Origin of the sequence: Shewanella psychropiezotolerans (genome assembly GCF_007197555.1) — a bacterium.
GTDB classification, from domain to species: domain Bacteria; phylum Pseudomonadota; class Gammaproteobacteria; order Enterobacterales; family Shewanellaceae; genus Shewanella; species Shewanella psychropiezotolerans.
On record NZ_CP041614.1, the window covers coordinates 2,263,856 to 2,285,471 of the forward strand.

At 44.4% G+C, this 21,616-nt stretch carries 17 protein-coding genes; 7 read left to right on the forward strand and 10 right to left on the reverse strand.

Annotated elements, in window-relative coordinates; translation table 11 throughout:
• Window positions 1-94: 94 nt before the first annotated feature.
• The 6 genes from galU (at window position 95) to FM037_RS10085 (ending at window position 8,321) form a co-directional block, all read left to right on the forward strand.
• Entirely contained in the window at window positions 95-982 is an 888-nt protein-coding gene (galU, locus tag FM037_RS10060) for a UTP--glucose-1-phosphate uridylyltransferase GalU (protein WP_144045896.1), read from the forward strand.
• A 557-nt stretch (window positions 983-1,539) separates the two neighbouring features.
• Window positions 1,540-2,445 carry a sulfate adenylyltransferase subunit CysD gene (cysD, locus tag FM037_RS10065; RefSeq protein ID WP_144045897.1) on the forward strand — a complete coding sequence of 302 codons (906 nt, stop codon included), beginning with the start codon at window positions 1,540-1,542 and terminating at the stop codon, window positions 2,443-2,445.
• 215 nt (window positions 2,446-2,660) lie between these two features.
• Entirely contained in the window at window positions 2,661-4,079 is a 1,419-nt protein-coding gene (cysN, locus tag FM037_RS10070) for a sulfate adenylyltransferase subunit CysN (RefSeq protein ID WP_144045898.1), read from the forward strand.
• Window positions 4,080-4,164: 85 nt separating this feature from the next.
• A complete protein-coding gene (locus FM037_RS10075; protein ID WP_144045899.1) occupies window positions 4,165-5,895 on the forward strand; it encodes an SLC13 family permease in 1,731 nt (576 codons plus the stop codon).
• A 260-nt stretch (window positions 5,896-6,155) separates the two neighbouring features.
• Window positions 6,156-6,821, forward strand: coding sequence for an adenylyl-sulfate kinase (gene cysC, locus FM037_RS10080; protein WP_144045900.1), 666 nt, complete (start codon window positions 6,156-6,158; stop codon window positions 6,819-6,821).
• A gap of 543 nt (window positions 6,822-7,364) precedes the next feature.
• Window positions 7,365-8,321 carry a DHHA1 domain-containing protein gene (locus tag FM037_RS10085; RefSeq protein WP_144045901.1) on the forward strand — a complete coding sequence of 319 codons (957 nt, stop codon included), beginning with the start codon at window positions 7,365-7,367 and terminating at the stop codon, window positions 8,319-8,321.
• A gap of 173 nt (window positions 8,322-8,494) precedes the next feature.
• On the opposite strand, the gene FM037_RS10090 is transcribed toward FM037_RS10085, so the two are convergent.
• A complete protein-coding gene (locus FM037_RS10090; protein ID WP_144045902.1) occupies window positions 8,495-8,983 on the reverse strand; it encodes an REP-associated tyrosine transposase in 489 nt (162 codons plus the stop codon).
• Between the two features lie 231 nt (window positions 8,984-9,214).
• Between FM037_RS10090 and rfbA the strand changes: the two genes are divergently transcribed.
• On the forward strand, window positions 9,215-10,105 hold the full coding sequence (gene rfbA, locus FM037_RS10095) for a glucose-1-phosphate thymidylyltransferase RfbA (protein ID WP_144045903.1): 891 nt from the start codon (window positions 9,215-9,217) through the stop codon (window positions 10,103-10,105).
• Between the two features lie 105 nt (window positions 10,106-10,210).
• Here the strand turns inward: rfbA and FM037_RS10100 are convergent, their stop codons facing one another.
• The 9 genes from FM037_RS10100 to FM037_RS10135 all read right to left on the reverse strand — a co-directional run bounded on the left by FM037_RS10100 (window position 10,211) and on the right by FM037_RS10135 (window position 21,503).
• Complete coding sequence (locus FM037_RS10100) at window positions 10,211-11,713, reverse strand: CDP-glycerol glycerophosphotransferase family protein (RefSeq protein WP_144045904.1); 1,503 nt, start codon at window positions 11,711-11,713, stop codon at window positions 10,211-10,213.
• A gap of 24 nt (window positions 11,714-11,737) precedes the next feature.
• Complete coding sequence (locus FM037_RS29320; protein ID WP_229381141.1) at window positions 11,738-12,385, reverse strand: LbetaH domain-containing protein; 648 nt, start codon at window positions 12,383-12,385, stop codon at window positions 11,738-11,740.
• 47 nt (window positions 12,386-12,432) lie between these two features.
• A complete protein-coding gene (locus FM037_RS29325; protein ID WP_229381142.1) occupies window positions 12,433-13,134 on the reverse strand; it encodes a sugar phosphate nucleotidyltransferase in 702 nt (233 codons plus the stop codon).
• 153 nt (window positions 13,135-13,287) lie between these two features.
• Complete coding sequence (locus FM037_RS10110; protein WP_144045905.1) at window positions 13,288-15,411, reverse strand: WecB/TagA/CpsF family glycosyltransferase; 2,124 nt, start codon at window positions 15,409-15,411, stop codon at window positions 13,288-13,290.
• A 201-nt stretch (window positions 15,412-15,612) separates the two neighbouring features.
• On the reverse strand, window positions 15,613-16,656 hold the full coding sequence (locus FM037_RS10115; RefSeq protein WP_144045906.1) for a glycosyltransferase family 2 protein: 1,044 nt from the start codon (window positions 16,654-16,656) through the stop codon (window positions 15,613-15,615).
• Entirely contained in the window at window positions 16,646-18,226 is a 1,581-nt protein-coding gene (locus tag FM037_RS10120) for an oligosaccharide flippase family protein (protein WP_144045907.1), read from the reverse strand. The genes FM037_RS10115 and FM037_RS10120 overlap by 11 nt, the downstream gene beginning before the upstream one ends.
• Window positions 18,227-18,855: 629 nt before the next feature.
• Complete coding sequence (locus FM037_RS10125) at window positions 18,856-19,197, reverse strand: STAS domain-containing protein (RefSeq protein WP_144045908.1); 342 nt, start codon at window positions 19,195-19,197, stop codon at window positions 18,856-18,858.
• A 489-nt stretch (window positions 19,198-19,686) separates the two neighbouring features.
• Window positions 19,687-20,076, reverse strand: a complete 390-nt coding sequence (locus FM037_RS10130; protein WP_144045909.1) for an ATP-binding protein — start codon at window positions 20,074-20,076, stop codon at window positions 19,687-19,689.
• Window positions 20,077-20,300: 224 nt separating this feature from the next.
• Window positions 20,301-21,503, reverse strand: a complete 1,203-nt coding sequence (locus FM037_RS10135; RefSeq protein ID WP_324617118.1) for a PP2C family protein-serine/threonine phosphatase — start codon at window positions 21,501-21,503, stop codon at window positions 20,301-20,303.
• Window positions 21,504-21,616: the final 113 nt, after the last annotated feature.

The following is a 21,616-nucleotide window of genomic DNA, read 5'->3' on the forward strand; positions in this document are numbered from 1 at the left end:
TTCATAGGATGATAGAATCTCAAAATTGATAATTGATAATTGATAATTGAGATTAGGGCGTGTTGGTCTCTAATTTTTGTCTAAAAGAGATTTTATGAAAGTTGTTATTCCTGTTGCAGGGCTTGGTACGCGTATGTTGCCTGCTACCAAAGCCATTCCTAAAGAGATGTTGCCTTTAGTCGATAAGCCTTTAATTCAATATATCGTCGATGAATGCGTAAAAGCTGGAGTTAAAGAGATAGTATTAGTCACTCATGCCAGTAAAAATGCCATCGAGAATCACTTTGATACTTCTTATGAACTAGAGTCAACACTTGAGAAGCGGGTCAAGCGCCAGTTACTGGAAGAAGTACAGGCTATTTGCCCTAAAGATGTGACCATAATGCATGTGCGTCAAGGTGAGGCTAAAGGTCTAGGGCATGCGGTCTTGTGTGCTAAGCCTTGTATTGGTAATAATCCTTTTGCTGTGGTTTTACCCGATGTGATTTTAGACGAATACACAGCCAACCAAACCAGTGAAAATTTGGCAGCCATGATTAGTCGTTATAAGTCTACTTTGGCTAGTCAGATCATGGTTTCACCTGTGCCCGATGAAGATGTCAGTAAGTATGGTATTGCCGATTGTGATGGCGTGGGTTTGTGTGCTGGTGAGTCAACAGCTATCTCTAAGATGGTCGAGAAACCAGCTCTTGATGAGGCTCCATCTAACCTTGCGGTTGTAGGCCGTTATGTTTTATCTGACAAAATCTGGGATCTCCTGGCAAGAACACCTGCTGGTGCCGGGGATGAGATCCAACTTACAGATGCCATCGATATGTTGATCGAATCCGATACCGTAGAAGCATTTCATATGACAGGCAAGTCCCATGATTGTGGTGATAAGCTTGGCTACATGACTGCGTTTGTAGAATATGGCCTCAGAAATGATAAGTTAGGTACAGAGTTTAGAGCGCAGTTGGAACAAATTTTAGCTAAAGGTTAAGCTTAGTTTTGTTTTTTGTAGGAGGGTCTTTAGATGTAGATGGGTCTTTAGGCCCGAGGTTTTGCTTATTTGAACCAATCGCGGCTAAAGCACGCTCCTACGAGGTGTGGTGGATATCGCCATAGACTACATGAATACAGATGCCTGCCTCTATTATTTAGGGTGGGATTTTTAGTTTTAGGGCTTGGTTCTCGGTGGTGTAGGAGGGTCTTTAGGCCCGAATTTGGTTTTTTGTTGTTAAGTCATCTCTGCTTCGTTTCAACAGCGCAGCCGTCGTCTTTGCTTTCATACCATCTTTGCCTCAACAGCGTAGCGTCGTTTTAGCTTTCTAGGTACAGCCGTCATCTTTGCTCCTCTACTTTCTTACCCCTCCCGCATTCATTCGAAATCGTTTCTGCACTTCATATTTCATTTTGATATAGATAAACGATTTTTATAACTTTTAATCCTTACCTGTGCTGCTATTATCTCTTTAAGTTAAAAGTTTCTGGTTATCGACACACTAAATTGATAGTTGTTGTTAATTAGGTTTGATTAGGGTTTACGCGGAAGTCGATATGTCTACACATCTAACTCATCTTAAACAGCTTGAAGCTGAATCGATTCAAATTATGCGTGAAGTGGCCGCAGAGTTTGATAATCCTGTAATGCTCTATTCTGTGGGGAAGGACTCATCTGTATTACTGCATCTGGCGCGTAAGGCGTTTTACCCTGGCAAGATCCCGTTTCCATTGATGCATGTCGATACGAACTGGAAGTTCAAAGAGATGATCGAGTTCAGGGATAAGATGGCAAAGAAACATGGCTTCGAACTGATAGTCCATAAGAATCCTCGAGGTATCGAAATGGGGGTGGGTCCGTTCACCCATGGTAGTGCTAAGCATACTGACATAATGAAAACCGAAGGCCTTAAGCAGGCATTGGACATGCATGGATTCGATGCCGCCTTCGGTGGTGCTCGCCGCGATGAGGAAAAATCTCGTGCTAAAGAGCGTGTCTATTCTTTCCGTGATAGTAAGCACAGATGGGACCCTAAGAATCAACGCCCTGAGCTGTGGAATATCTATAACGGTAAAGTCGATAAGGGCGAAAGCATTCGTGTTTTCCCATTATCGAACTGGACCGAGCTCGATATCTGGCAGTACATCTATCTAGAAGGTATCGAAATCCCCTCGCTGTACCTGGCGAAAACTCGCCCTGTTGTTGAACGTGATGGCACGCTAATCATGGTCGATGATGAGCGTATGCCGATAGAAGAAGGTGAAGTGGTTCAACAGAAGATGGTTAGATTCAGGACTCTAGGTTGTTACCCGCTTACCGGTGCAGTCGAGTCTGAAGCGACTACCTTGCCTGAGATAATTCAAGAGATGCTGCTGTGTACAACCTCTGAGCGCCAGGGTCGAGTGATAGATAATGACTCTTCCGGGTCTATGGAAAAGAAGAAGATGGAAGGCTATTTCTAAAATTGATAAGCGACTTTAGTAATAGGACCGGCTTGCGCCGGGAATAGATTTCTTGTTTGTAGGACCTATATCGATGGCAATAATGAATATTGGTGTTGATGGCAATACCCGTGTTGGTTTATTCAATCGCGGCTAAAGCACGCTCCTACGGTAAGTGTATAGAATTTAGATTAACTATGAGCAAGCTTTTCGAAGCTCATAGATAAGGAACAGAGATGACCACAAGTTCGAATTTGATTGCTTCTGACATTGAAGAGTATCTTCAAGTCCACGAAAACAAAGATATGTTGCGAGTGCTAACTTGTGGCAGTGTCGATGATGGTAAGTCTACTTTAATCGGGCGCTTGTTGTTCGATAGCAAGATGATCTTCGAAGATCAGATGGCAGCGATAGTTAAAGACTCGAAACGGTTCAACACTACCGATGAGTCATTCGACTTAGCACTGCTTGTCGATGGCCTGCAATCTGAGCGAGAGCAGGGCATTACCATAGATGTGGCTTATCGTTACTTCACTACCGAGCAACGCAAGTTTATCATTGCCGATACGCCGGGTCATGAGCAGTATACGCGTAATATGGCGACAGGTGCCTCAACCTGTGATTTAGCGATTATCTTGATCGATGCCCGCCATGGTGTGCAAGTTCAGACCAAGCGTCACAGCTTTATTTGTTCTCAGTTAGGTATTAAGCACGTGATCATTGCCATCAATAAGATGGATGCGGTAGATTACGATCAGGCCGTTTATCAGAACATTAAGAAGGCATATCGCGAGTTTGCCAAAGCATTGTCATTCTCTGATGTCCGCTTCGTGCCAATATCGGCCTTGAAAGGCGATAACGTTGTAAACGAAAGTACCAATATGACTTGGTATCCGGGGTCTACCTTACTCAAGTTGCTTAATACTGTTTCGGTTGAACAAGATAGAAGTGAGTCGTTCCGCTTCCAGGTGCAATATGTTAATCGACCCAATTTAGATTTTCGTGGATTCTGTGGAACCATAGGTTCGGGTGAGATCCGCGTTGGCGATACTGTTGTGGCTTTGCCATCGAATAAAGAGACGCGTATTAAGTCAATCGTCACATTCGATGGCGATCTTGAGAAAGCCTCTGCGGGGCAGGCGATAACCTTAACCCTCGAAGATGAGATTGATGTCGGCCGTGGTGACATGTTAGTGCGCCCCCATGATAAGCCACATTCACTCAGCAATTTCGAAGCTGACGTGGTTTGGATGACTGAAGAGCCTCTGTGTGTGGATCGTGAGTATGCGATTAAAGTCGGCAGCAAGTCCGTCTATGGTTATGCCGACGCCATCAATCACAAGATAGATGTTAATACGCTCGAGAAGCAAAAGGCTCAGCAACTTGAACTCAATGAGATTGGTAACTGCCATTTTGCCGTCACTGAGCCAGTGCAATTTGATCCCTATGATGTTAACCGTGCTACGGGGGCATTTATTATTATCGATCGTCTGACTAATGTAACCGTTGGCGCAGGGATGATCCGTAATCCAATATCTTCCAAGATCGCTTCCAACCAGTCGACACAGCATAGCTATTCAGAATTTGAATTAGAGATGAATGCTTTGGTGCGTAAGCATTTCCCACATTGGGAAAGCAAGGATATCTCTTTGTAGGAGGGTCTTTAGGCCCGAATTTGTGGTTGTTTCAATCAATCGCGGCTAAAGCGCGCTCCTACAACAGAAATAATCATAGGAATCTATGTCTCTAGATGCATATTTAACCATTGGAATATTTGTCGCGACAATCGCGGGACTTATTCGTTTTCAGAGCCGCCCAGCTGTGGTGTTTGGTGTGGCTCTGTTAGCCTTGGTCGGACTTAATTTAGTCTCGAAAGAGCAACTGCTGTCGAGCATGTCTAACCCTGGTTTGGTGACTCTGGTCCTATTGATCTTATGCTCCTTCGCATTGGAGAAGACTCGCTTGCTCAGAGTAATTGCCTCCAAGGTGATAGTGAGCAGTTACAATTCTACTTGGATGAGACTCTTCGGAATTACAGCGTTAAGCTCGGCCATGCTCAATAATACGGCCGTGGTCGCTACCTTGTTATCGCCAATTCGAAATAATCCGCATCATTTTGCCAGCAAATTGTTATTGCCTCTTTCCTACGCCGCTATCTTAGGGGGAACGCTCACCTTAATTGGTACATCCACCAACTTGATCGTTAACAGCCTCTATATCGATGCTACTGGCAAGTCACTCAGTTTCTTTTCGTTTACTGCAGTAGGCATCATGTTGGTATTAGGCTGCGGCCTGGTATTAAGACTGGCCTCTCGCTGGTTGCCTGATATCGAGCATAAAGAAACCTGCTCCAAAGGCTACTTTATCGATGCTAAAGTTGTCGCTGGCTCCGAGCTTATTGGCCGTTCGGTCGAAGATAATGGCCTTCGACATCTTGAATCGCTATTTTTGGTCGAAGTCGTTCGGGACGGACGCTTGATAAGCCCGGTAACACCGACAGAAGTGCTGCTGCTTAATGACAGGCTTATCTTCAGTGGTGATATCACTAAGATGATGCAGCTGAGTCAGTTTTCCGGCTTAGAGATGTTTGCCGAGAAAAATGGCTTACTGGACTCAAATTTAACCGAAGTGGTGGTGAAGCAAGAAAGTGTACTGATAGGTAAGACACTGAAAGGCTCTGGCTTTAGGGCCTTGTTCGATGCCGCAGTTGTGGCGATTCGCCGTGACGGGGAGGAGATCTCGGGTAAGCTGGGCGAGGTCGTCATCAAGGCGGGAGACTTTTTAATCCTCGCCGTAGGTGAAGACTTTAAGACTCGCAGAAATATCAGTAAAAACTTCATCGTTATCAGTGGTGTTGAGCCTGAAGTTCGCATCAATGGTGCCAAGGCCTGGCTCTCAATCGGTGGATTTGTATTGACTATCGCACTTGCTGCCACGGGCGTCATAGAGATGCTGCAAGGGATGTTGCTGCTGCTTGGCGTGCTTATTTTTAGTAAGTGCCTCAACGTGAACGAAGTGGTGAGGCGTTTCCCCGTCGATATCTGGTTAATTGTGTCGACGGCTATCTTGCTTTCACATGCATTGGTTAATAATGGCGTCGCCGATTTAGTGGCCCAGTGGGTAAATAGCGTCACGGATAAAGACCACCTCTATCTGGCTCTGATACTGGTTTATGTCGCAACCTGGTTGATGACTGAGCTCATTACCAATAATGCAGCTGCTGCATTAATGTTCCCTATCGCTTACAGTATCGCCTTAGGTTTTGGTGTGGATATATTACCTTTTGTTATGACCGTCGCTTTTGCGGCGAGTGGCAGTTTCATTAGCCCTTATGGTTACCAGACTAACTTGATGGTGTATAACGCCGGACATTACCGAATCATCGATTTTGTAAGAGTCGGACTGCCAGTGAGCCTGACCTATGGCGTCATAGTGCTCATGGCCGTACCTGTGTTTTTCCCGTTTATGTAGGAGGGTCTTTAGGCCCGATATTTTGCTTGTATCAATCATGGCTAAAGCACGCTCCTACGGTGTGTGGGATTGAATCGGTATATATTGTTTCTATCTTTTGTAGGAGGGCCTTTAGATGTAAGAGGGTCTTTAGGCCCGAGGCTTTTGCTTGTTTCAATCCTTCGCGGCTAAAGCCGCTCCTACAGGGAGAATATTTAATCCACCGGGAGAGGCATCAGCTTAAAGGTGTATCACCGGAAATAATCAAAATTGGATATGTGATGACAGTAAAGATAGATAAAATAGAAGAAGCGTCTCCCTATAAGAATGTTGAGACGCAAGGCGAGTCATCCTCCGACGTCGTTTGGCATCAGGCGAGTGTGTCTCATGAAGAGCGAGTAGCTAGTAATGGCCATCGCCCAGCCGTGCTTTGGTTTACCGGCCTAAGTGGCTCAGGAAAGTCTACGGTGGCTAATGCAGTTGATAAGATGCTGCATGACATAGGTTGTAAAACCTACCTGTTAGATGGCGACAACGTTCGTCATGGTTTAAATGGTGACTTGGGTTTCTCGGATGAAGACAGAGTCGAGAACATTCGCCGTATTGGTGAAGTGTCAAAGTTGTTTGTCGATGCAGGTCAGCTGGTCTCAACAGCATTTATCTCACCTTTTCTTGCTGATAGAGAGCAGGTTCGAAGTCAGTTAAAGAGCGGGGAATTTATCGAGGTCTTTATCGACACGCCGATTGAGATATGTGAGCTTAGAGATCCAAAAGGTTTATACAAGAAAGCCCGTGCAGGCGAGATTAAGAACTTCACCGGCATAGATTCAGCCTATGAATTACCAGTGAGCCCAGAAGTACACGTTAAAACAGCTGAACAGTCGGTGGAAGCTTGTGCGAAGCAGGTGATAGATTACCTGAAATCACATGCTTATATCGATATGTAGGACCGCAAAAACCATCGCGGCTAAAGCGCGCTCCTACAATGTGTGTTTGATATCATCGGTAGGTGTTGGTGTATGGTCTTATCTTGTGTAGGAGGGTCTTTAGGCCCGAAAAGAATTAACAAGAAAATCATCGCGGCTAAAGCGCGTTCCTACAATGTGTGTTTGATATCATCGGTAGGTGTTGGTGTATGTTCTTATTTTGTGTAGGAGGGTCTTTAGGCCCGAAAAGAATTAACAGAAAACCATCGCGGCTAAAGCGCGCTCCTACAATGTGTGTTTGATATCATCGGTAGGTGTTGGTGTATGTTCTTATCTTGTGTAGGAGGGGCTTTAGCCCCGAGAAGAATTAACAAGAAAGGCATTGCGGCTAAAGCGCGATCCTAAGGGGATAGGGTTTAATCGACCAGTGTTGGTGTAATGGGTTGTATTGGTCTTATCTTGTGTAGGAGGGTCTTTAGGCCCGAATTTTCCATGCCGATAATAAAATATATCGCGGCTAAAGCATGCTCCTACGGTGTGTAGGGTCTCATTTAAAGGGTGCTTATGAATTACGATATCTTTAACGGTGATGCTGATGGGATCATCGCCTTGTTGCAGCTTAGATTGGCGAACCCGATTGTGAGTGAGTTGGTGACAGGTGTTAAACGTGACATCCAGTTACTAGAAAAAGTTGCAGTGAGGTCTGGAGATAGCCTTACGGTACTCGATATCTCGATGGAGAAGAATCGAGGTGCTCTGCTCGGTGCTCTCGAAGTTGGTGCGATTGTATATTATGCCGATCACCATAGATGCGGTGAAATTCCTGTGCATCAGCATTTGCAGGCCTACATTGATTTAGATGCCAATACCTGTACGGCACTTATCATAGATAAGTTTTTAGAGGGGCAATTCCATCTTTGGGCGATCACGGCAGCTTTCGGGGATAACCTTATTGCTAAAGCCAATAAATTAGCAGAAAAGGCGGGTTTATCTCAGAAGCAAACTGAGCAGCTCAATGAGCTTGGTACCCTGATTAATTACAATGGTTACGGCAGTAAAACTCAAGACCTTCATTTTCATCCCGCAGATCTGTATCTAGCCTTGCTTAAGTATCCTAACCCTTTCGATGTGATAGCCGATGCTGATTCACCTTTCTACCAGCTTCAAAGCGCATATAGACAAGACATGGATAAGGTATTGGCAATAGAATCTTGTCATCGTAGTGCAAATTTATCTGTTTTTGAATTACCCGATAGTGCCTGGTCGAGACGCATCAGCGGCGTATATGGTAACTACCTGGCCAATCAGGAACCTGATTCTGCTCATGGGGTGTTAACTGATAATAATGATGGCACTTATACCGTATCTTTACGGGCACCATTAAATAATAAGCAGGGAGCAGGCGATATCTGTAGTCAATTTGATACTGGCGGCGGCAGGGCCGCAGCCGCAGGGATCAATGCATTAGCTAAAACAGATCTGGATAGATTTATTAAAACAGTAAAAGAGTTTTATACATAAGCTGCATTTTGTGTGTGGGGTTTAATCGACCTATGTAGGGCATTGTTTGATTATGTAGGAGGGTCTTTAGGCCCGAATCTTTTGTTTACATTAATCCTTCGCGGCTGAAGCACGCTCCTACGGTGAATCTTTTGTTTGCATCAATCAATCGCGGCTAAAGCTGCTCCATACGGCTAAAGCTGCTCCATACGGCTAAAGCTGCTCCATACGGGTAAATATATGCAATCCCAATGTGAGTAATTGCCAATGTTGTCTACTAAATTCGCTCTCAATGGGTTGGCCACTATGTATCTCATCACTTCCTTTATCTCTTCATCTTGCCTCAAGCAATGATCGTAAAATCCTGCTTGCCACACTTTAATATTCCGTTTTAGATGAGTATTTATCTGTTTTGCACTTCGACCTTTGATTTTCCCTACGGCATAACTTAAATCAGTGACATCATTGAGTGTGAATAGCCAATGCAGGTGATTTGGCATCAAGGTATAGCCTATAGTCGATGTTATCTTTTGGTCATCAGACAATCTCAAATTATTAATGACTATTCGAGCGCTGCTAAAATCACTAAACAATGGCTCTCTATCGTGAGTATTTGTTGTAACGAAATAGATATTGTTCTCTTGGCTATATCTTCCAAGCCGCAAGTCACTACCATGTTCCATAATTAGCCTTGTTCTGATTGAAATCAATTTATTAATTTTAGAAGAAAATCGCGGCTAAAGCGCGCTCCTACGGTTTAATTGGATTGAATCGGAGCGTACAGGTTTTATCTTTTTTGTAGGAGGGTCTTTAGGCCCGAATCTTTTGTTTGCATCAATCGCGGCTAAAGCCGCTCCTACAGTGTGATAAGATATCACCTCTTTTTTATCTAATTTTTGAGATGTAAGCCAAGTATGAGAAAAGGCATTATTTTAGCTGGTGGTACTGGGTCTAGATTGTTTCCTATGACTCAGGTTGTGAGTAAGCAGTTACTGCCAGTTTATGATAAACCTATGATCTATTATCCAATTTCGACTCTGATGCAAGCCGGAATAAGAGATATTCTGCTTATTTGTAGGCCGGCCGATCTGCCTCTATTTCGTGCCCTGTTACAAGACGGTACTCAATGGGGGATATCGCTGCAATACGCCGAGCAAGCTCAGCCCAATGGGCTTGCCGAGGCCCTTATCATAGCGGAAGACTTTCTCGATGGAGGACCTAGCGCCTTAATCTTAGGCGATAATCTCTTTCATGGTGATTCGCTAACTCCGTTATTGGCTCAGACCTGTGCTATTGAACCCGGCGCTGCATTATCTGGTGCTACTGTGTTTGCATATCACGTGTCTAATCCTCAAGATTATGGCGTGATTAGCTTCGATAAAAGTGGGCGTGCACTCTCGATTGAGGAGAAACCAGTTAAGCCACAATCTAAGTATGCCATGCCTGGGCTGTATTTCTTCGATAATAGAGCCTCTGATTTTGCTAAACAAATTACTCCTTCCGGGCGAGGTGAGCTCGAGATTGTTGATCTGGTTAACATGTACTTAAGTTCCAACGCTTTAAACGTGAATATACTGGGCAGAGGCACAGCCTGGCTTGATACAGGCACTCCTGATGCTTTAGCTGAGGCGACTCAATTTATTTCTGCCATAGAAAAGCGACAAGGCCTCAAGATAAACTGTCCTGAAGAGGTCGCTTACCGTCTAGGCTTGATTGATGATGCACAGTTGAGAGAGCTGGCTAAGCCCTTGCTCAATAGCGGTTATGGTGAGTACCTCTTAGGTTTGCTTCAAATCTCTCATTAATAAGATAACCTTCGCGGCTGAAGCACGCTCCTACGGGGGATTGGGTTTAATCGACCCATGTAGGTGTATTGAGTTACATTGGTCTTATCTTGTGTCGGAGGGGCTTTAGCCCCGAGAAGAATTAGCAAGGCAAGGCTTCGCGGCTAAAGCAGGCTCCTGCGGGTGTGTGGTATTGGCTCTGCATTCCTGTTGTGGCACCTTGGTTTTATTCGATATCTTTCCTATCTGCTTCTCGATCGTATCGAAGGCATCACACAATTGTTCTGGCCAGAACAATTGTGTCAGCTGTTTGTATTCTTGGCTCTCTTCGGCTGAAATATAGAAGCTGTTATCGGATCTAAGCTTCGTTAGCAAATCTTCAAAGTTATCTAAGGTTTTTGAGTGTCCTATTCCAAACAGGGGCAAGTTGTCTACATAGTCATAGTTGTCACTTTTAGTATGACTGTTTTCAGTCTCTGTTTTTGTCTCAGTCTGTGTAAGTAAAGCGCTTGTTGAAGGCTTCGTTAAAGTTAAAGTTGAAGCTGCTGTTTTTGACGTTTCGTCTTTTCTTACATCAGAGCTGGTATAAAAAATTGTGGGTGTTTGATAGAGCAGAAAATCGATACACAGAGATGATTCATCTGTGATCAAGAGGTCTATTTCATGAAAAATATTATAGATATCCTGCCAATGAGAAATATCTATGATGTTGGCATAGTTCTTAAGCTGTTTAGCCAGATGGGCTTGGCTAGGATTAAATCGGATCAGAAACAGCTGATTATTTTCCTGTAACTGAGTCGAGAGCGATTGCCAGTTGATTCCCCCTATGTATCGCTTGTTTGGCTTTATGTTCTTCTCTGAGCTTTGTTCTGCACTTTTTTCTGTTTTTTGATCATTCCCTCTCTCAGCCTGTCTTCCAATGTCTCTCTTAGTACTTATCTTTGCATCCCGGGGGGAGTCTATCCAAGTAGGGCGGTAGAGGATCACTTGATCATATTGTTGGTTAAATAATTGAGTAATAGACTGCTTTTTCTCCGGGTAACGTCGGTAGTAGTCGGTCCTTGGGTTTCCGCTGCGATGGATTTGTGATGTGGGTAGCCTAAACGCCGATGAGAAGAGCACATCCATCACTGGGCTAGGGCTGAACATGATATCGGGTTTGATATAGGCCTGATGGTACTTTAAGGAGTTGAATAATTTATTTTTCAAGTCAGTTGCCTGGTAAGTTGTTGCTAGTGGACCCGAGATGATGTCGAATTCAATTTTCTTGAGTGGCGATCCATGCCAGAGATTGACCTTAGTTGCACCTTTGGCCAAGTATTGGCTTATGTCCCCTATGTAGCTGGTGTAAAAATAGTACTTAGCGGTCAAACAGTGGAATATTCCTCTTATGCTTCTGCGGTGATAGGCTTCAAAGCCATCACCTCTGAGTTGACTAACTAGCTCCTTGTCACCACTTATCCAAATTGACCGGATAAAATCAGTATTTTGCCAGTGAAGGTACAGGTATTTGGCATTATCGGAAAATCTGTCTTGGTTACTTCCTATTACGGCCTTAGTGGCTCTTGGACATAGGCCCGAAGTGTAATAGATGGCTTTTCTTAATAATAAAAAAATAATGGATTTCATCAGACTTCTCCTATCATTGCCGATCTACTCGAAAGCACGCCAGAGCAAGTGTAGGTATTTTGTAGCTCTAAGATCTGCATCGAATTCGAGCTCTAATAATTGTCGCTCCTCTTCGGGAGCGGTATGGTCTAGCAGTAACTGTACAGGCCCCAATACGCCTAGGCGTCGCTGCTCTTTTCCTGTGGCGTATCTTGCTTCCGGCGAGTCACCAAAAAGATCTAGTCTTCCGGTTAACACGTGATACAATTGGGGTAGTCTGGCGGTGATCGCTGAGGGAATGTTCCACCTCCAGGCCGGAAACGTCTGACCGAGATTATCGATAAAAGTGTCAGAGATCGTTGAATCTTCAGCTTGTTTCATTAAGGCATTTCTGATGGATGAATATAAGGTCAGTAATGGCCACAGGGGCAGACTCGTTACCAGCAAAATGAGTAGCAGGCCTTTGGTTATGGAGCCGGTTTTATTCTTACCTGGTTTAGCTTGGCTCTCGTTTGCACCGATCAATGCTTGATCATTTATCTGGATTACCCCCGAGTTTTGAAGGTTGATCAGTAAGTTTTTGCATAGGATGCTATTTTTTACTTCTAATTTTTCACCCACATAGGTATTAGGCAGTATGATGCAGTTTTCTAAAGTAGACTCTTTATCGATCAGGCAGTTGCTGCCGATCACTATACATTCCTTCAGCTGAACCTTGTCTTCTATTCTACTATTTTCACCTATGATCCCCAGCCATCTTGCTCATTTAATGGACCTGTACGGGCCTTCGCACCAACATAAAAATCTTGCTGTGGGTTGGCCGATATGTAACTTCGTTCCGATGGAGAGAGTGATGGAAGTTCGTTAGTCGCTAGACTCAAGTTGGCGTCCATATAAGAGCGAAAGCTATCCAACATAAAGCAGCGTCCATGTAGGACAAGTGTCACTACGCTAGTGCTGTCAAAGTGTGGCGAAAATGGCCAGTCTATATCGGCGATATAGGGGAGCGCGGCGGGAAGTAGCATCATGCCTGCATTTTGGTTTTCCATCTTCGCTTGGACAAAGTCATCGGAGAAATCCATAGAAAAATCGATAAATTGGGCTATAGAGGGCGAACGAAATATGTCACCCCGTACGAGTAGCAGGCTTTCCTCGGATGAAAGTGCTAAACGTTTTAAAATCAGACCTGTCTCTTCCTCTGGTTTACTCAAGAAGTAATCTATTTCCAGGCCCCACCTCTCACCTTGACCCAGATACTGTTCAATCTCTTTGGCTTGAGAGGAGACAATTAACTTTATTTTGGTAATACCAGATTTGACTATATCCTCTAAGGTATATTCGATCACAGCCTTATTCCCAATGGGGAGCAGGGCCGGGCTGTAATGGCTATTTAGAGGGGCTAATTCATCGCCAGATCTATTTGCGAAAATAATGGCTTGCATGTGCTGCGCTCCCAGATAAAAGTTTGTGTTATCGGTTGACTGCCATAGTCGTGTTTTATTTATGCTTTAATTGATGACCTTTCTTTACTCGCTTGCTCATTCATTCTTACCAGAGTGCTCTCAACTTCATTGTTTTAGTCACCCTTTGACACACTAGTAGGCGCCGCGAGCCCAAATGACTGCGGGTATGGTCTTAATGAGTAGCCAGATATCGGTGACAAAAGACTGTTGATAGATATAGTCAATATCGAGCTCAACCTGTTGCTCGAAGGGGATATCGGAGCGGCCACTGACTTGCCAGATACAGGTGATACCGGGCTTTACACTTAATCGTCTTCTGTCGTGGAGGCTATATTGTTTAACTTCAGACTCGAGGGCCGGCCTTGGGCCCACCAGGGACATGTCTCCGTGGATGACATTCCACAGCTGGGGGAGCTCATCGATAGACATCTTTCTGATCAACTTGCCAATTAAGGTGATTCTGGGATCTTTTTTCATTTTAAACAGGACGCCTCCAGGTACTTCGTTGGCCGATTGCAGTCTGTTGAGACGGTACTCGGCATCTTGATACATGGAGCGAAATTTCCACATAGTAAAGAGGGCATTATGTTTTCCTGCTCTTCGCTGACTAAAAAATACCGGGCCTTTAGATTCAAGGCGTATAAGTGCCGAGACGGTAAGCAACAGAGGCAGTAACAAGATAAGAAGTGTTATTGCGCCGACTAAGTCGACCCCTCGCTTTAAGCCTGAGTTAAGTCTTGCTAACACAAGTTGTCGCTGACAACGGTTTATTGCCTGACGGTTTTGGACTTGGTTATTCGTAAGGTTGAGGAGTTTACTGCTTAAAGGTGTTTCTACGGGTTTAAACCTGGCATCAGACTTTTTATGTGAAGCTCTCAAAACTTCACAGGTTGAGTCTGGCTTACTCGCTTGCCTCTTGATTGAAACTGATTTACTCTGCTTGGGGCTGAATATTTCGAGTAGAACACGATACAAGAAGAGTGGATTGCCTAAGAGGTAGCGTCTCCACATTCTTACGGGTTCCTCGGCGAGTCGGCATATCCACTCCATACCAAGTTGCCTAACCCACAAGGGGGCTCGTTTGATGTTTCCTGAGTAAAAGTCGAATAATCCGCCGACGCCTATTCCTACGGCAATGTTGAGTTTAGCTTGATGGGCCTCAAGCCAGACTTCCTGTTTAGGCACTCCCATGGCTACCAGTAATACATTGGCACCAGAGTCGTTGATTTTATCTATCACAGCCTGATTAAGCTTAGGCGTGTTTAAAAAACCATGGTGTGTTCCTGCTATCTGTAAATTGGGAAGTGTTCTCTGCATATTGACAGCGGTTTTAGCGGCTACGCCGGGTTCACCACCGAGAAGAAAAACCGATAGCCCCTTGCTTGATAGCTGCTCACATAATCTGGGAAACATATCTGTGCCATTGAGGTTATCTTTTGGTGAGTAGCCCTTCCATTGGCTCGCCAAACGTATTCCTGAGCCATCGGCAAACACCCTATGGCAACTCGTGCGTAAACATCTAAGATAATTAGGGTCTCTAGCGCTTATGTTGAGACAATCGGCATTGACGAACGCATATTGAACCATGCCAATGGGCGTATCCATCGAGAGAGGATTGAGTTTGGCTAGTTGGTGATTTAATGCATGTTGAGTAATATTTTCCAGCAACTCGTCCATGGTGAGATTATCTAGCTTAAGCCCGAACAGGGGGATGTGAGCTACGGCGCTGCTAGTTTTATTTGGGGTAAAAACTTGAGTCAGTGAGATCCTTAATGCAGCTAACAAGTAGATCATAGGGTTTTTATGTGCCTTGCATACTTCTGCATCTTGGCTTTCAAAATTGAGGCCGACCCTTTGGTGCATCTGCTTAAACGTCAGTATCCCAGGTTTTATATATGATTCCCTTGTTTGAATGTGCTGATCGTCTTTATCGGACGTCATAGCCGAATGTGATTTGAAGTTAAACTCTATCTCGCTACCGACGAGTGAGAGATCTCCTCCTAACAAGTTGATTAAGTAAGGCCAGCGGCAGCAGATCCCTTCCCCTGTAAATTGATATAAATCTATTTGCTTTCCTCTGGTACCATAAATGTTAATTCGCTCAATGGCTGCGCCATATCGGCACCTGCGATAGAGATATTTAAGAACTAGCGCAGGGGCTGCCGCCAGAATGAGTAATACAGCCATCGAGATATCGACCGCCCTAATGGCGTATCCATTGGTACTTTCAGCGTCTATTTGTGTCTCTGATAGCATTGTTTCTGCCTTATTGTTTATTGATAAAGCTATGGTGATTTATTTAGATAATGCATAGGTCAGGCCATATTTTAAAATCATTTGTTTACAGTTGATTACAGGTTTTTATCCGGCATCACTTCTGGGGGAGAGATGAAACGTTGCAGTTTGCATGGGAGAGCTTGCAAAGCGCAACGCGCTTTGTTGATTCGCTAAGCAGGTTTATGATATTAAAGATGATTTAACCCCATCTTTACTTATTCGTACTTTTTGAACATGGCCCATAAAATATTGGCCAATATTTTCAAATATTTTATAGAGAGCCGAAGGCAGCAGCCAAAGCAGGTAGGCCGCTGTTAATGTGACACAGGTTCTACTGGTTTCATTCAGTAATATTGATGGAGAGATCCTCAAGGCACTATTTATCAGCTTTATTGCATTTTTACCCTGACCATTGCGTATCGCTTGTCTCGCGAGATACCTGTGTTGGTAAGCCCTTGCATCCTGTTCATGTCGTTTTAACAGTTTTGGCGCGAATTGCTTCGCTTTATCTATCATCATCTCCCACGAGGCGAGCTGCTTCATGATGTTTGATGATACGCCTCGCTGGCTGAGTCGATAAAAAGTAAGGGGGGCGGGGATCCCCTCCATCTTCCACTCTGTGGTTGCCATTATTCTGAGCCAACATTCAATGTCTTCAGATTGACGAAAACGCTCATCGAAGTAACAAGTATAATTTTCGCTATGGTTTAGCGCTTGAAAACGGATGTCGTTGAGTGCTTCACGACGAATAACGGCTGCTGAGCCATTTCCTACCGGGTTACGACACAATAGATGAGCCGCTGTGATCCCTGTCAGCTGTGGCATCTGATAGAAATGAATTAACCTGCCTTTATGACTCATAAAGCTTGAGCGAGAAAAACTGATCCCAACCTTAGGTGATTGACTCAGGTGCTTGACATGCATCTTGAGTTTATCCGAATGCCACATATCATCGGCATTGAGAAAGGCGATATATTTGCCTATGGCGTGACGAATCCCCGTGTTTCTTGCCGCGGATAGGCCTTTATTCTCAGTATGATTTACGATGCGAATTCTATGGTCATGTATTGAATGGCAAATATCTACACTCTTATCTGTCGAACCGTCATTAACCAGAATAAGCTCAAAGTTAGTAAATGACTGCATTAATACGGAGTTAATGGCACTCTTGACGAAGTGCTGCACATTATAGATAGGCATAATTACTGAGACTCTAGGCGTCATTAGGAAGCTCCTGTTCAAATTCTTTTGCCATTTTTTTATTTTCTTTATTATTTGAACTGCTGTTGTTTTCCTTGCATACACTTGATTTTAAGATGAAAGACTGAGCGTAGTAACTGACTAACACCGTAGTGAACAGTTGAGTGAGGAAGACACCTAAGGCCACTTCCTTTAATCCCCACTGGCTGAAAAACCCAATAGTGAGGACTAACAGCAAGGTGAAACCCATATTGAATTTAAGGTTGATTCCTTGCATATTGATATTGGTCAATAGCTGGCTGGCGGCTTCACCATAAGGCCTGATAAGACCGCATAAGCTAAATAGAATAAATACGGGAAATGCTCCGGCATCAAGCCAATGTTCGCCATAGACAAACGGCAGGTATAGAGGGGCAAATACAAGCTGCAGCACTATTATTGGAACGGCGATTTTGAGGCGCTGTGAAAGGGAGTGCCAATAACGGTTTCTAATTTCACTTTGGCTGCTACTGTATTTATCGCTAGGTGGATTCGTGTGGGGATCAGGTTTAACCTTACTCGACGAGCCCTGTCCCATAGCAGTACAGATCCCTAAACTGGCGGTGACGGCAAAAAAGTAAACCCCAAGTGCTTCCAGTCCGAGAAAATACCCCACAAGCAAGTAATCTATGTTGTTCCTTAAGGCGATACTCAGATCATATAAGCCAATATGCGCCCCCATATGTAGCATGTCATTTGTGGATGGCGCACGTTCGGTGAGTTTATGCGTAATTTTCTTTATCTCTTCAGCATCCCTCAGGTTGGCGATGAGTTTGATACTTATTGCCAAGTTTTGAAGATCGGCTAGCCCTGTATCGTCCTTCATCTTGGCGAGGCTAGCCACCTGATGTGACACGCTTGTGGTCTCTATTTCTGAGCGTGAATTGATAGCGTGATTTTGATAATAAAAGTGCTCGGCAGGAGGACACTGGGAGTCTGAGCCATAAACTAAGGAGGTATGATTCCTGTGGATCCCGACCCATATAAGGATCACTAATACCTTAGGTATGATAATGGCCCAGATCCCCAAACCGAGCAAAGCTAAACTGGCAGTGAGTACCCCATCTGCTATGGTCTGCCACATAATGGCTTGACCGACGACAGGTATCTCGTTTGTCTTTAGGTTAGATGTCGCATGAAGCATGCCCAATGGAAGCAATAAATAGCTTGTTGCCATGAGTATCATAGGCGGGATTAATGTTGAATCCTGATGGAGAAATGCGAGAGGCCAGCTGAGTAAGCTCATGGCAACAAATGCGATAATTGCGACGAACCAATTTATCTTATTCGCAATAGGCAGGGCTGAATGGAAGGTCTTATCATCCATTTTTAGCAAGGGTACTGAGGTGATGCGTCTGGTTGGGGCACTGATGAGTTCGAAGCTGGCAAGTATGATGGCGACTTCACCGAAAACTTCAGGTGTCAGCAGACGGGCCAAGATGATGCTAGATGCAAATCTAATGCTCCGACCCAGTACTTGTGCCGAGCCAAGAGAGAACAGGCCCTTGGTGAGCCCTTTCCTGGTTTCCCGTTGGGAATTATCAAGTACTGGCATCAGCTTTCCTTAATCCTCAATATAGACATAAACGAAATATAAATCGGGTTTTCTATAAAGAGTTATACATAATTAGTGCCAGCTGCTGCGTTTTTGGCTAAGTGATTTAAATTTATTTTTTATTCTAATACTTTAGTGAGTGCTTGTTGGTTTTTATACTATTTTCTAGCTGATAATATTTCGCTGTTTGCAAATATTATCTATTTTCAAGCTGACTTGAACTGGTTATCTTTGCAAAATGCGAATGAACTGAGTTTTTGTTCGACAAGATGTGTTCCAGCATTGACCTAATTACTTCTCTCATGAAGGACGCGCCCTCCATAATAGAGACAGGTTCTAGTGTTCATCGAATCGTTGGAGCTTAGCTGACTTGTGACTGTGTTATTTTTGTTTTTACACAGGTTCCTATCTTCATTATCGATCGTGACTAAGCAGACTACGGCTGCCAGGTTTAGTAAGAGAAATATACTGAGTCTCTTGAGCGTATCGCCATCTAATTCTTCCATAATTAGCTCCTAGATATTCTATTATTTTTAGCCCTTAGCGTAATATGCTCTCATTGCTCAATAAGCTATCAAATGTTATCAGTGGGTCTTTTTCCTGTCTTGATGTTCAGTTATTGCTAGCAATCATTGAGTACATATATGTTCGATTGCCGCATCTCGGTCTTCGAAAATGGTGAACACATGATGTAGCCGCGTGAGTTCGATCAGGGCGCGTACTCCAGCCGAAGGAGCGAGCAAGACCACCTCTCCTGAATGTTTCTGGGTGAGTTTATGTGCCGAGATCAAAATAGACAGACCACTGGAGTCGATATATTCCACTTGATGTAGATCCATCACCAGCTTGGTACTGCCAGTTTCAATTTGACGAGAAATAGCGGCTCTGAGTGTAGGCGTCTGAGCCATTATCATCTCCTTAGGTAAGGTAACTAAGCATGCATTTTCGAGTGCCAAGGGAGAGAACTTCATAACTAGCTCCTTAAAAAATTATCTTGTTTTGATCGATACTTAATAATGTATAAAGCACAAGTTAGGCCAAGTCTTAATTGACTGATTATATTGATTTTAAACTCTTGTCGGTGTGTCTTCATGCAAGCAAGGCACTTCGCTCTTGTATAATTTGCCTTGCAATTTGCAAAGCTAGAAACCGTTAAATTTTATAGGAACGTAGGTATTCGATATTGTAGGACCGGCTTTAGCCGGGAGGGTTTTCTGAAAGGTTCTGGTCTAGATACCTCCTACAAGGGAGGTTTTAGGGGATAAGCTCGGGCCTGAAGACCCTCGTAGGAGCGGCTTCAGCCGCGAGAGAACACTAAACAAGCGGCTACAGATAACCGAACACTTGGTTCACAGAAGGCTGCGCTGACAGTCAAAGAATGAAGACCGGAGCGGCTTTAGCCGCGAGAGAGCCTCGGGTCTGAAGGCCCTCCTACATCTGAAGAACCTCCTAACAGGAGATCAGCGCAATAGGCTTAATCTGAGGTGAGTGCCTGCGACTGAGGCCTGGAACCTCATCTGATCCATCCAGCTCTGTATGATCCATAAGCCTCTCCCCGAGAGTGAGAAAGGAGAGGGGCAATCGACCTGATCGTCTATGGGGGTGTAGGGTGAGTTATCGAGCAGATCTATGGTGATGATCTCTTGATCGCAATGTAAAATTACCACTATCTGTTCCAGACGGCTGTCGGTATGCTCTAAGACATTGGATAATGCTTCAAGAATGCAGGTTATGACTTTAAACCTCTGTTGGGTACGAACGCTGTTTTGTTGTAAAAACTGCTCGAGCTCAGCACATAAGAGCTTACTGCTCCAGATTTTTTGAGATAGATTTAATTGTATGCTGTTCATATCGCCTCCAACTGGCCTGGGCTAACTTGTTTATATTGAAATGTTCGGGTTGAGATCATGTTTCATGGTTTTGTAGATATAACTGATTGATGATTGATTCATCTTGATCCACTTTTTCCTTTTTCATGTTGAGTCCTGGGAACTTATCTGAAAAGTCATTCCACTATCAGAATGATACTGAGCGATATCTATTTCTACTGTATTCAGTTTCGAGGTGGAAATTATCATGATTGAGATATCATCCTGGGGGAGTTTTGTTGCCAGAGCTCGATGGCGTGACTGAGATGATGCAAGAGAGATTCCGGTGATAGTTGGTGTGCATCGGAGCAGGCCTTGAGCAACCTCTGTTGGCCAAACTCGCCATAGGTGGGGTGTTGGCACTCATATAATCCGTCTGAGTAGAGCATTAGGTGCTGTTCACTGCTTAAGAAGAATGAGTTGTACTGGTATTGAAATTGATTGTCGATTCCTAGGGGAATACCTGAGTCCAGGCTCATCATGGTGGCGCTATCATTATCGAGTAAGATTGGCTGTGGGTGCCCGGCAATCGTTATTCTCACCTGACCACTGTCTGTATTGGCAATTCCCAGAATCAATGTGGCGAACCGCCCGGCATTTTCAGGGTCTTCAAAGTCAGCATTAAGTTCAGTCACAATTAACGCCGGATCTAAGCTGTCCCAGTGACAACTCTTACAGCTAAGCCTCTGGGCTAATGTAAAACTTTGCATCGAAGCTGCGATGCCGTGGCCGGTGACATCGAGCAGATAGAAACCTAGATGAGAATCGTCGATGTTAAAGCATTGGAATATGTCGCCAGCCAGGTCTTGGGCAGGCTGAAATCTGGTAGCCAGACTCCATTGATTGATAAGCTTGCTCGATGTCGGCAGTAACGAGCCCTGCAGCCTGGCGGCGCTATCGAGATCTGCTTGAACTTGTGCTAAGTAGGCTTGCTCCTTAGACAGGGCGTTGTTGAGTGCCAGGTTCTGATCGGTCAGGTGCTGCTGCATCTTGACGATGCGCGCCGCAGCTAACAGCCTCACTTTCAATATGCTAGGTATAAAAGGTTTGGTGAGAAAGTCATCCGCCCCAGATTCGATGCCTTCTACCATGTGTTTTGCCTGGTTGTTGGCGGTTAGCAAGATGATGTAAGGCGGAAATGGTGCCTGCTTGAGCCGTTGGCATAACTGGGGGCCGGTCAAACCAGGCATTCGCCAGTCACTGATCACAATATCGGGCATCTCGCTTTGATATAACTCGATTGCTTCCTCACCGCTAGCGCAGCTCGAGACATCCATTCCCATGCTCCGCAGTAGATTGACAATAAAGTATCGCTCGCTCTGAGTATCTTCAACCAGTAGGACTGAAAGTGTGTCTAACCGAAACTGGACTGCAGCTGTGGACATTCCATGTGTTGCATTTGAAGTCATAAGCAGGCTCATTACCTAACTATGTGGTATCAAGATAAAGGCAATCTTTGTGCCATGGCCTGAGTTTATGACCCTATCTAGTTGTTAGTATTTATAAAGTATTCTGCCTGTGA

Bases quoted from the DNA above. Each gene is read 5' to 3' on its own strand.
- galU (WP_144045896.1), top strand. From the start codon at position 95: ATGAAAGTTGTTATTCCTGTTGCAGGGCTTGGTACGCGTATGTTGCCT.
- cysD (WP_144045897.1), top strand. From the start codon at position 1,540: ATGTCTACACATCTAACTCATCTTAAACAGCTTGAAGCTGAATCGATT.
- cysN (WP_144045898.1), top strand. From the start codon at position 2,661: ATGACCACAAGTTCGAATTTGATTGCTTCTGACATTGAAGAGTATCTT.
- FM037_RS10075 (WP_144045899.1), top strand. From the start codon at position 4,165: ATGTCTCTAGATGCATATTTAACCATTGGAATATTTGTCGCGACAATC.
- cysC (WP_144045900.1), top strand. From the start codon at position 6,156: ATGACAGTAAAGATAGATAAAATAGAAGAAGCGTCTCCCTATAAGAAT.
- FM037_RS10085 (WP_144045901.1), top strand. From the start codon at position 7,365: ATGAATTACGATATCTTTAACGGTGATGCTGATGGGATCATCGCCTTG.
- FM037_RS10090 (WP_144045902.1), bottom strand. From the start codon at position 8,983: ATGGAACATGGTAGTGACTTGCGGCTTGGAAGATATAGCCAAGAGAAC.
- rfbA (WP_144045903.1), top strand. From the start codon at position 9,215: ATGAGAAAAGGCATTATTTTAGCTGGTGGTACTGGGTCTAGATTGTTT.
- FM037_RS10100 (WP_144045904.1), bottom strand. From the start codon at position 11,713: ATGAAATCCATTATTTTTTTATTATTAAGAAAAGCCATCTATTACACT.
- FM037_RS29325 (WP_229381142.1), bottom strand. From the start codon at position 13,134: ATGCAAGCCATTATTTTCGCAAATAGATCTGGCGATGAATTAGCCCCT.
- FM037_RS10110 (WP_144045905.1), bottom strand. From the start codon at position 15,411: ATGCTATCAGAGACACAAATAGACGCTGAAAGTACCAATGGATACGCC.
- FM037_RS10115 (WP_144045906.1), bottom strand. From the start codon at position 16,656: ATGACGCCTAGAGTCTCAGTAATTATGCCTATCTATAATGTGCAGCAC.
- FM037_RS10120 (WP_144045907.1), bottom strand. From the start codon at position 18,226: ATGCCAGTACTTGATAATTCCCAACGGGAAACCAGGAAAGGGCTCACC.
- FM037_RS10125 (WP_144045908.1), bottom strand. From the start codon at position 19,197: ATGAAGTTCTCTCCCTTGGCACTCGAAAATGCATGCTTAGTTACCTTA.
- FM037_RS10130 (WP_144045909.1), bottom strand. From the start codon at position 20,076: ATGAACAGCATACAATTAAATCTATCTCAAAAAATCTGGAGCAGTAAG.
- FM037_RS10135 (WP_324617118.1), bottom strand. From the start codon at position 21,503: ATGACTTCAAATGCAACACATGGAATGTCCACAGCTGCAGTCCAGTTT.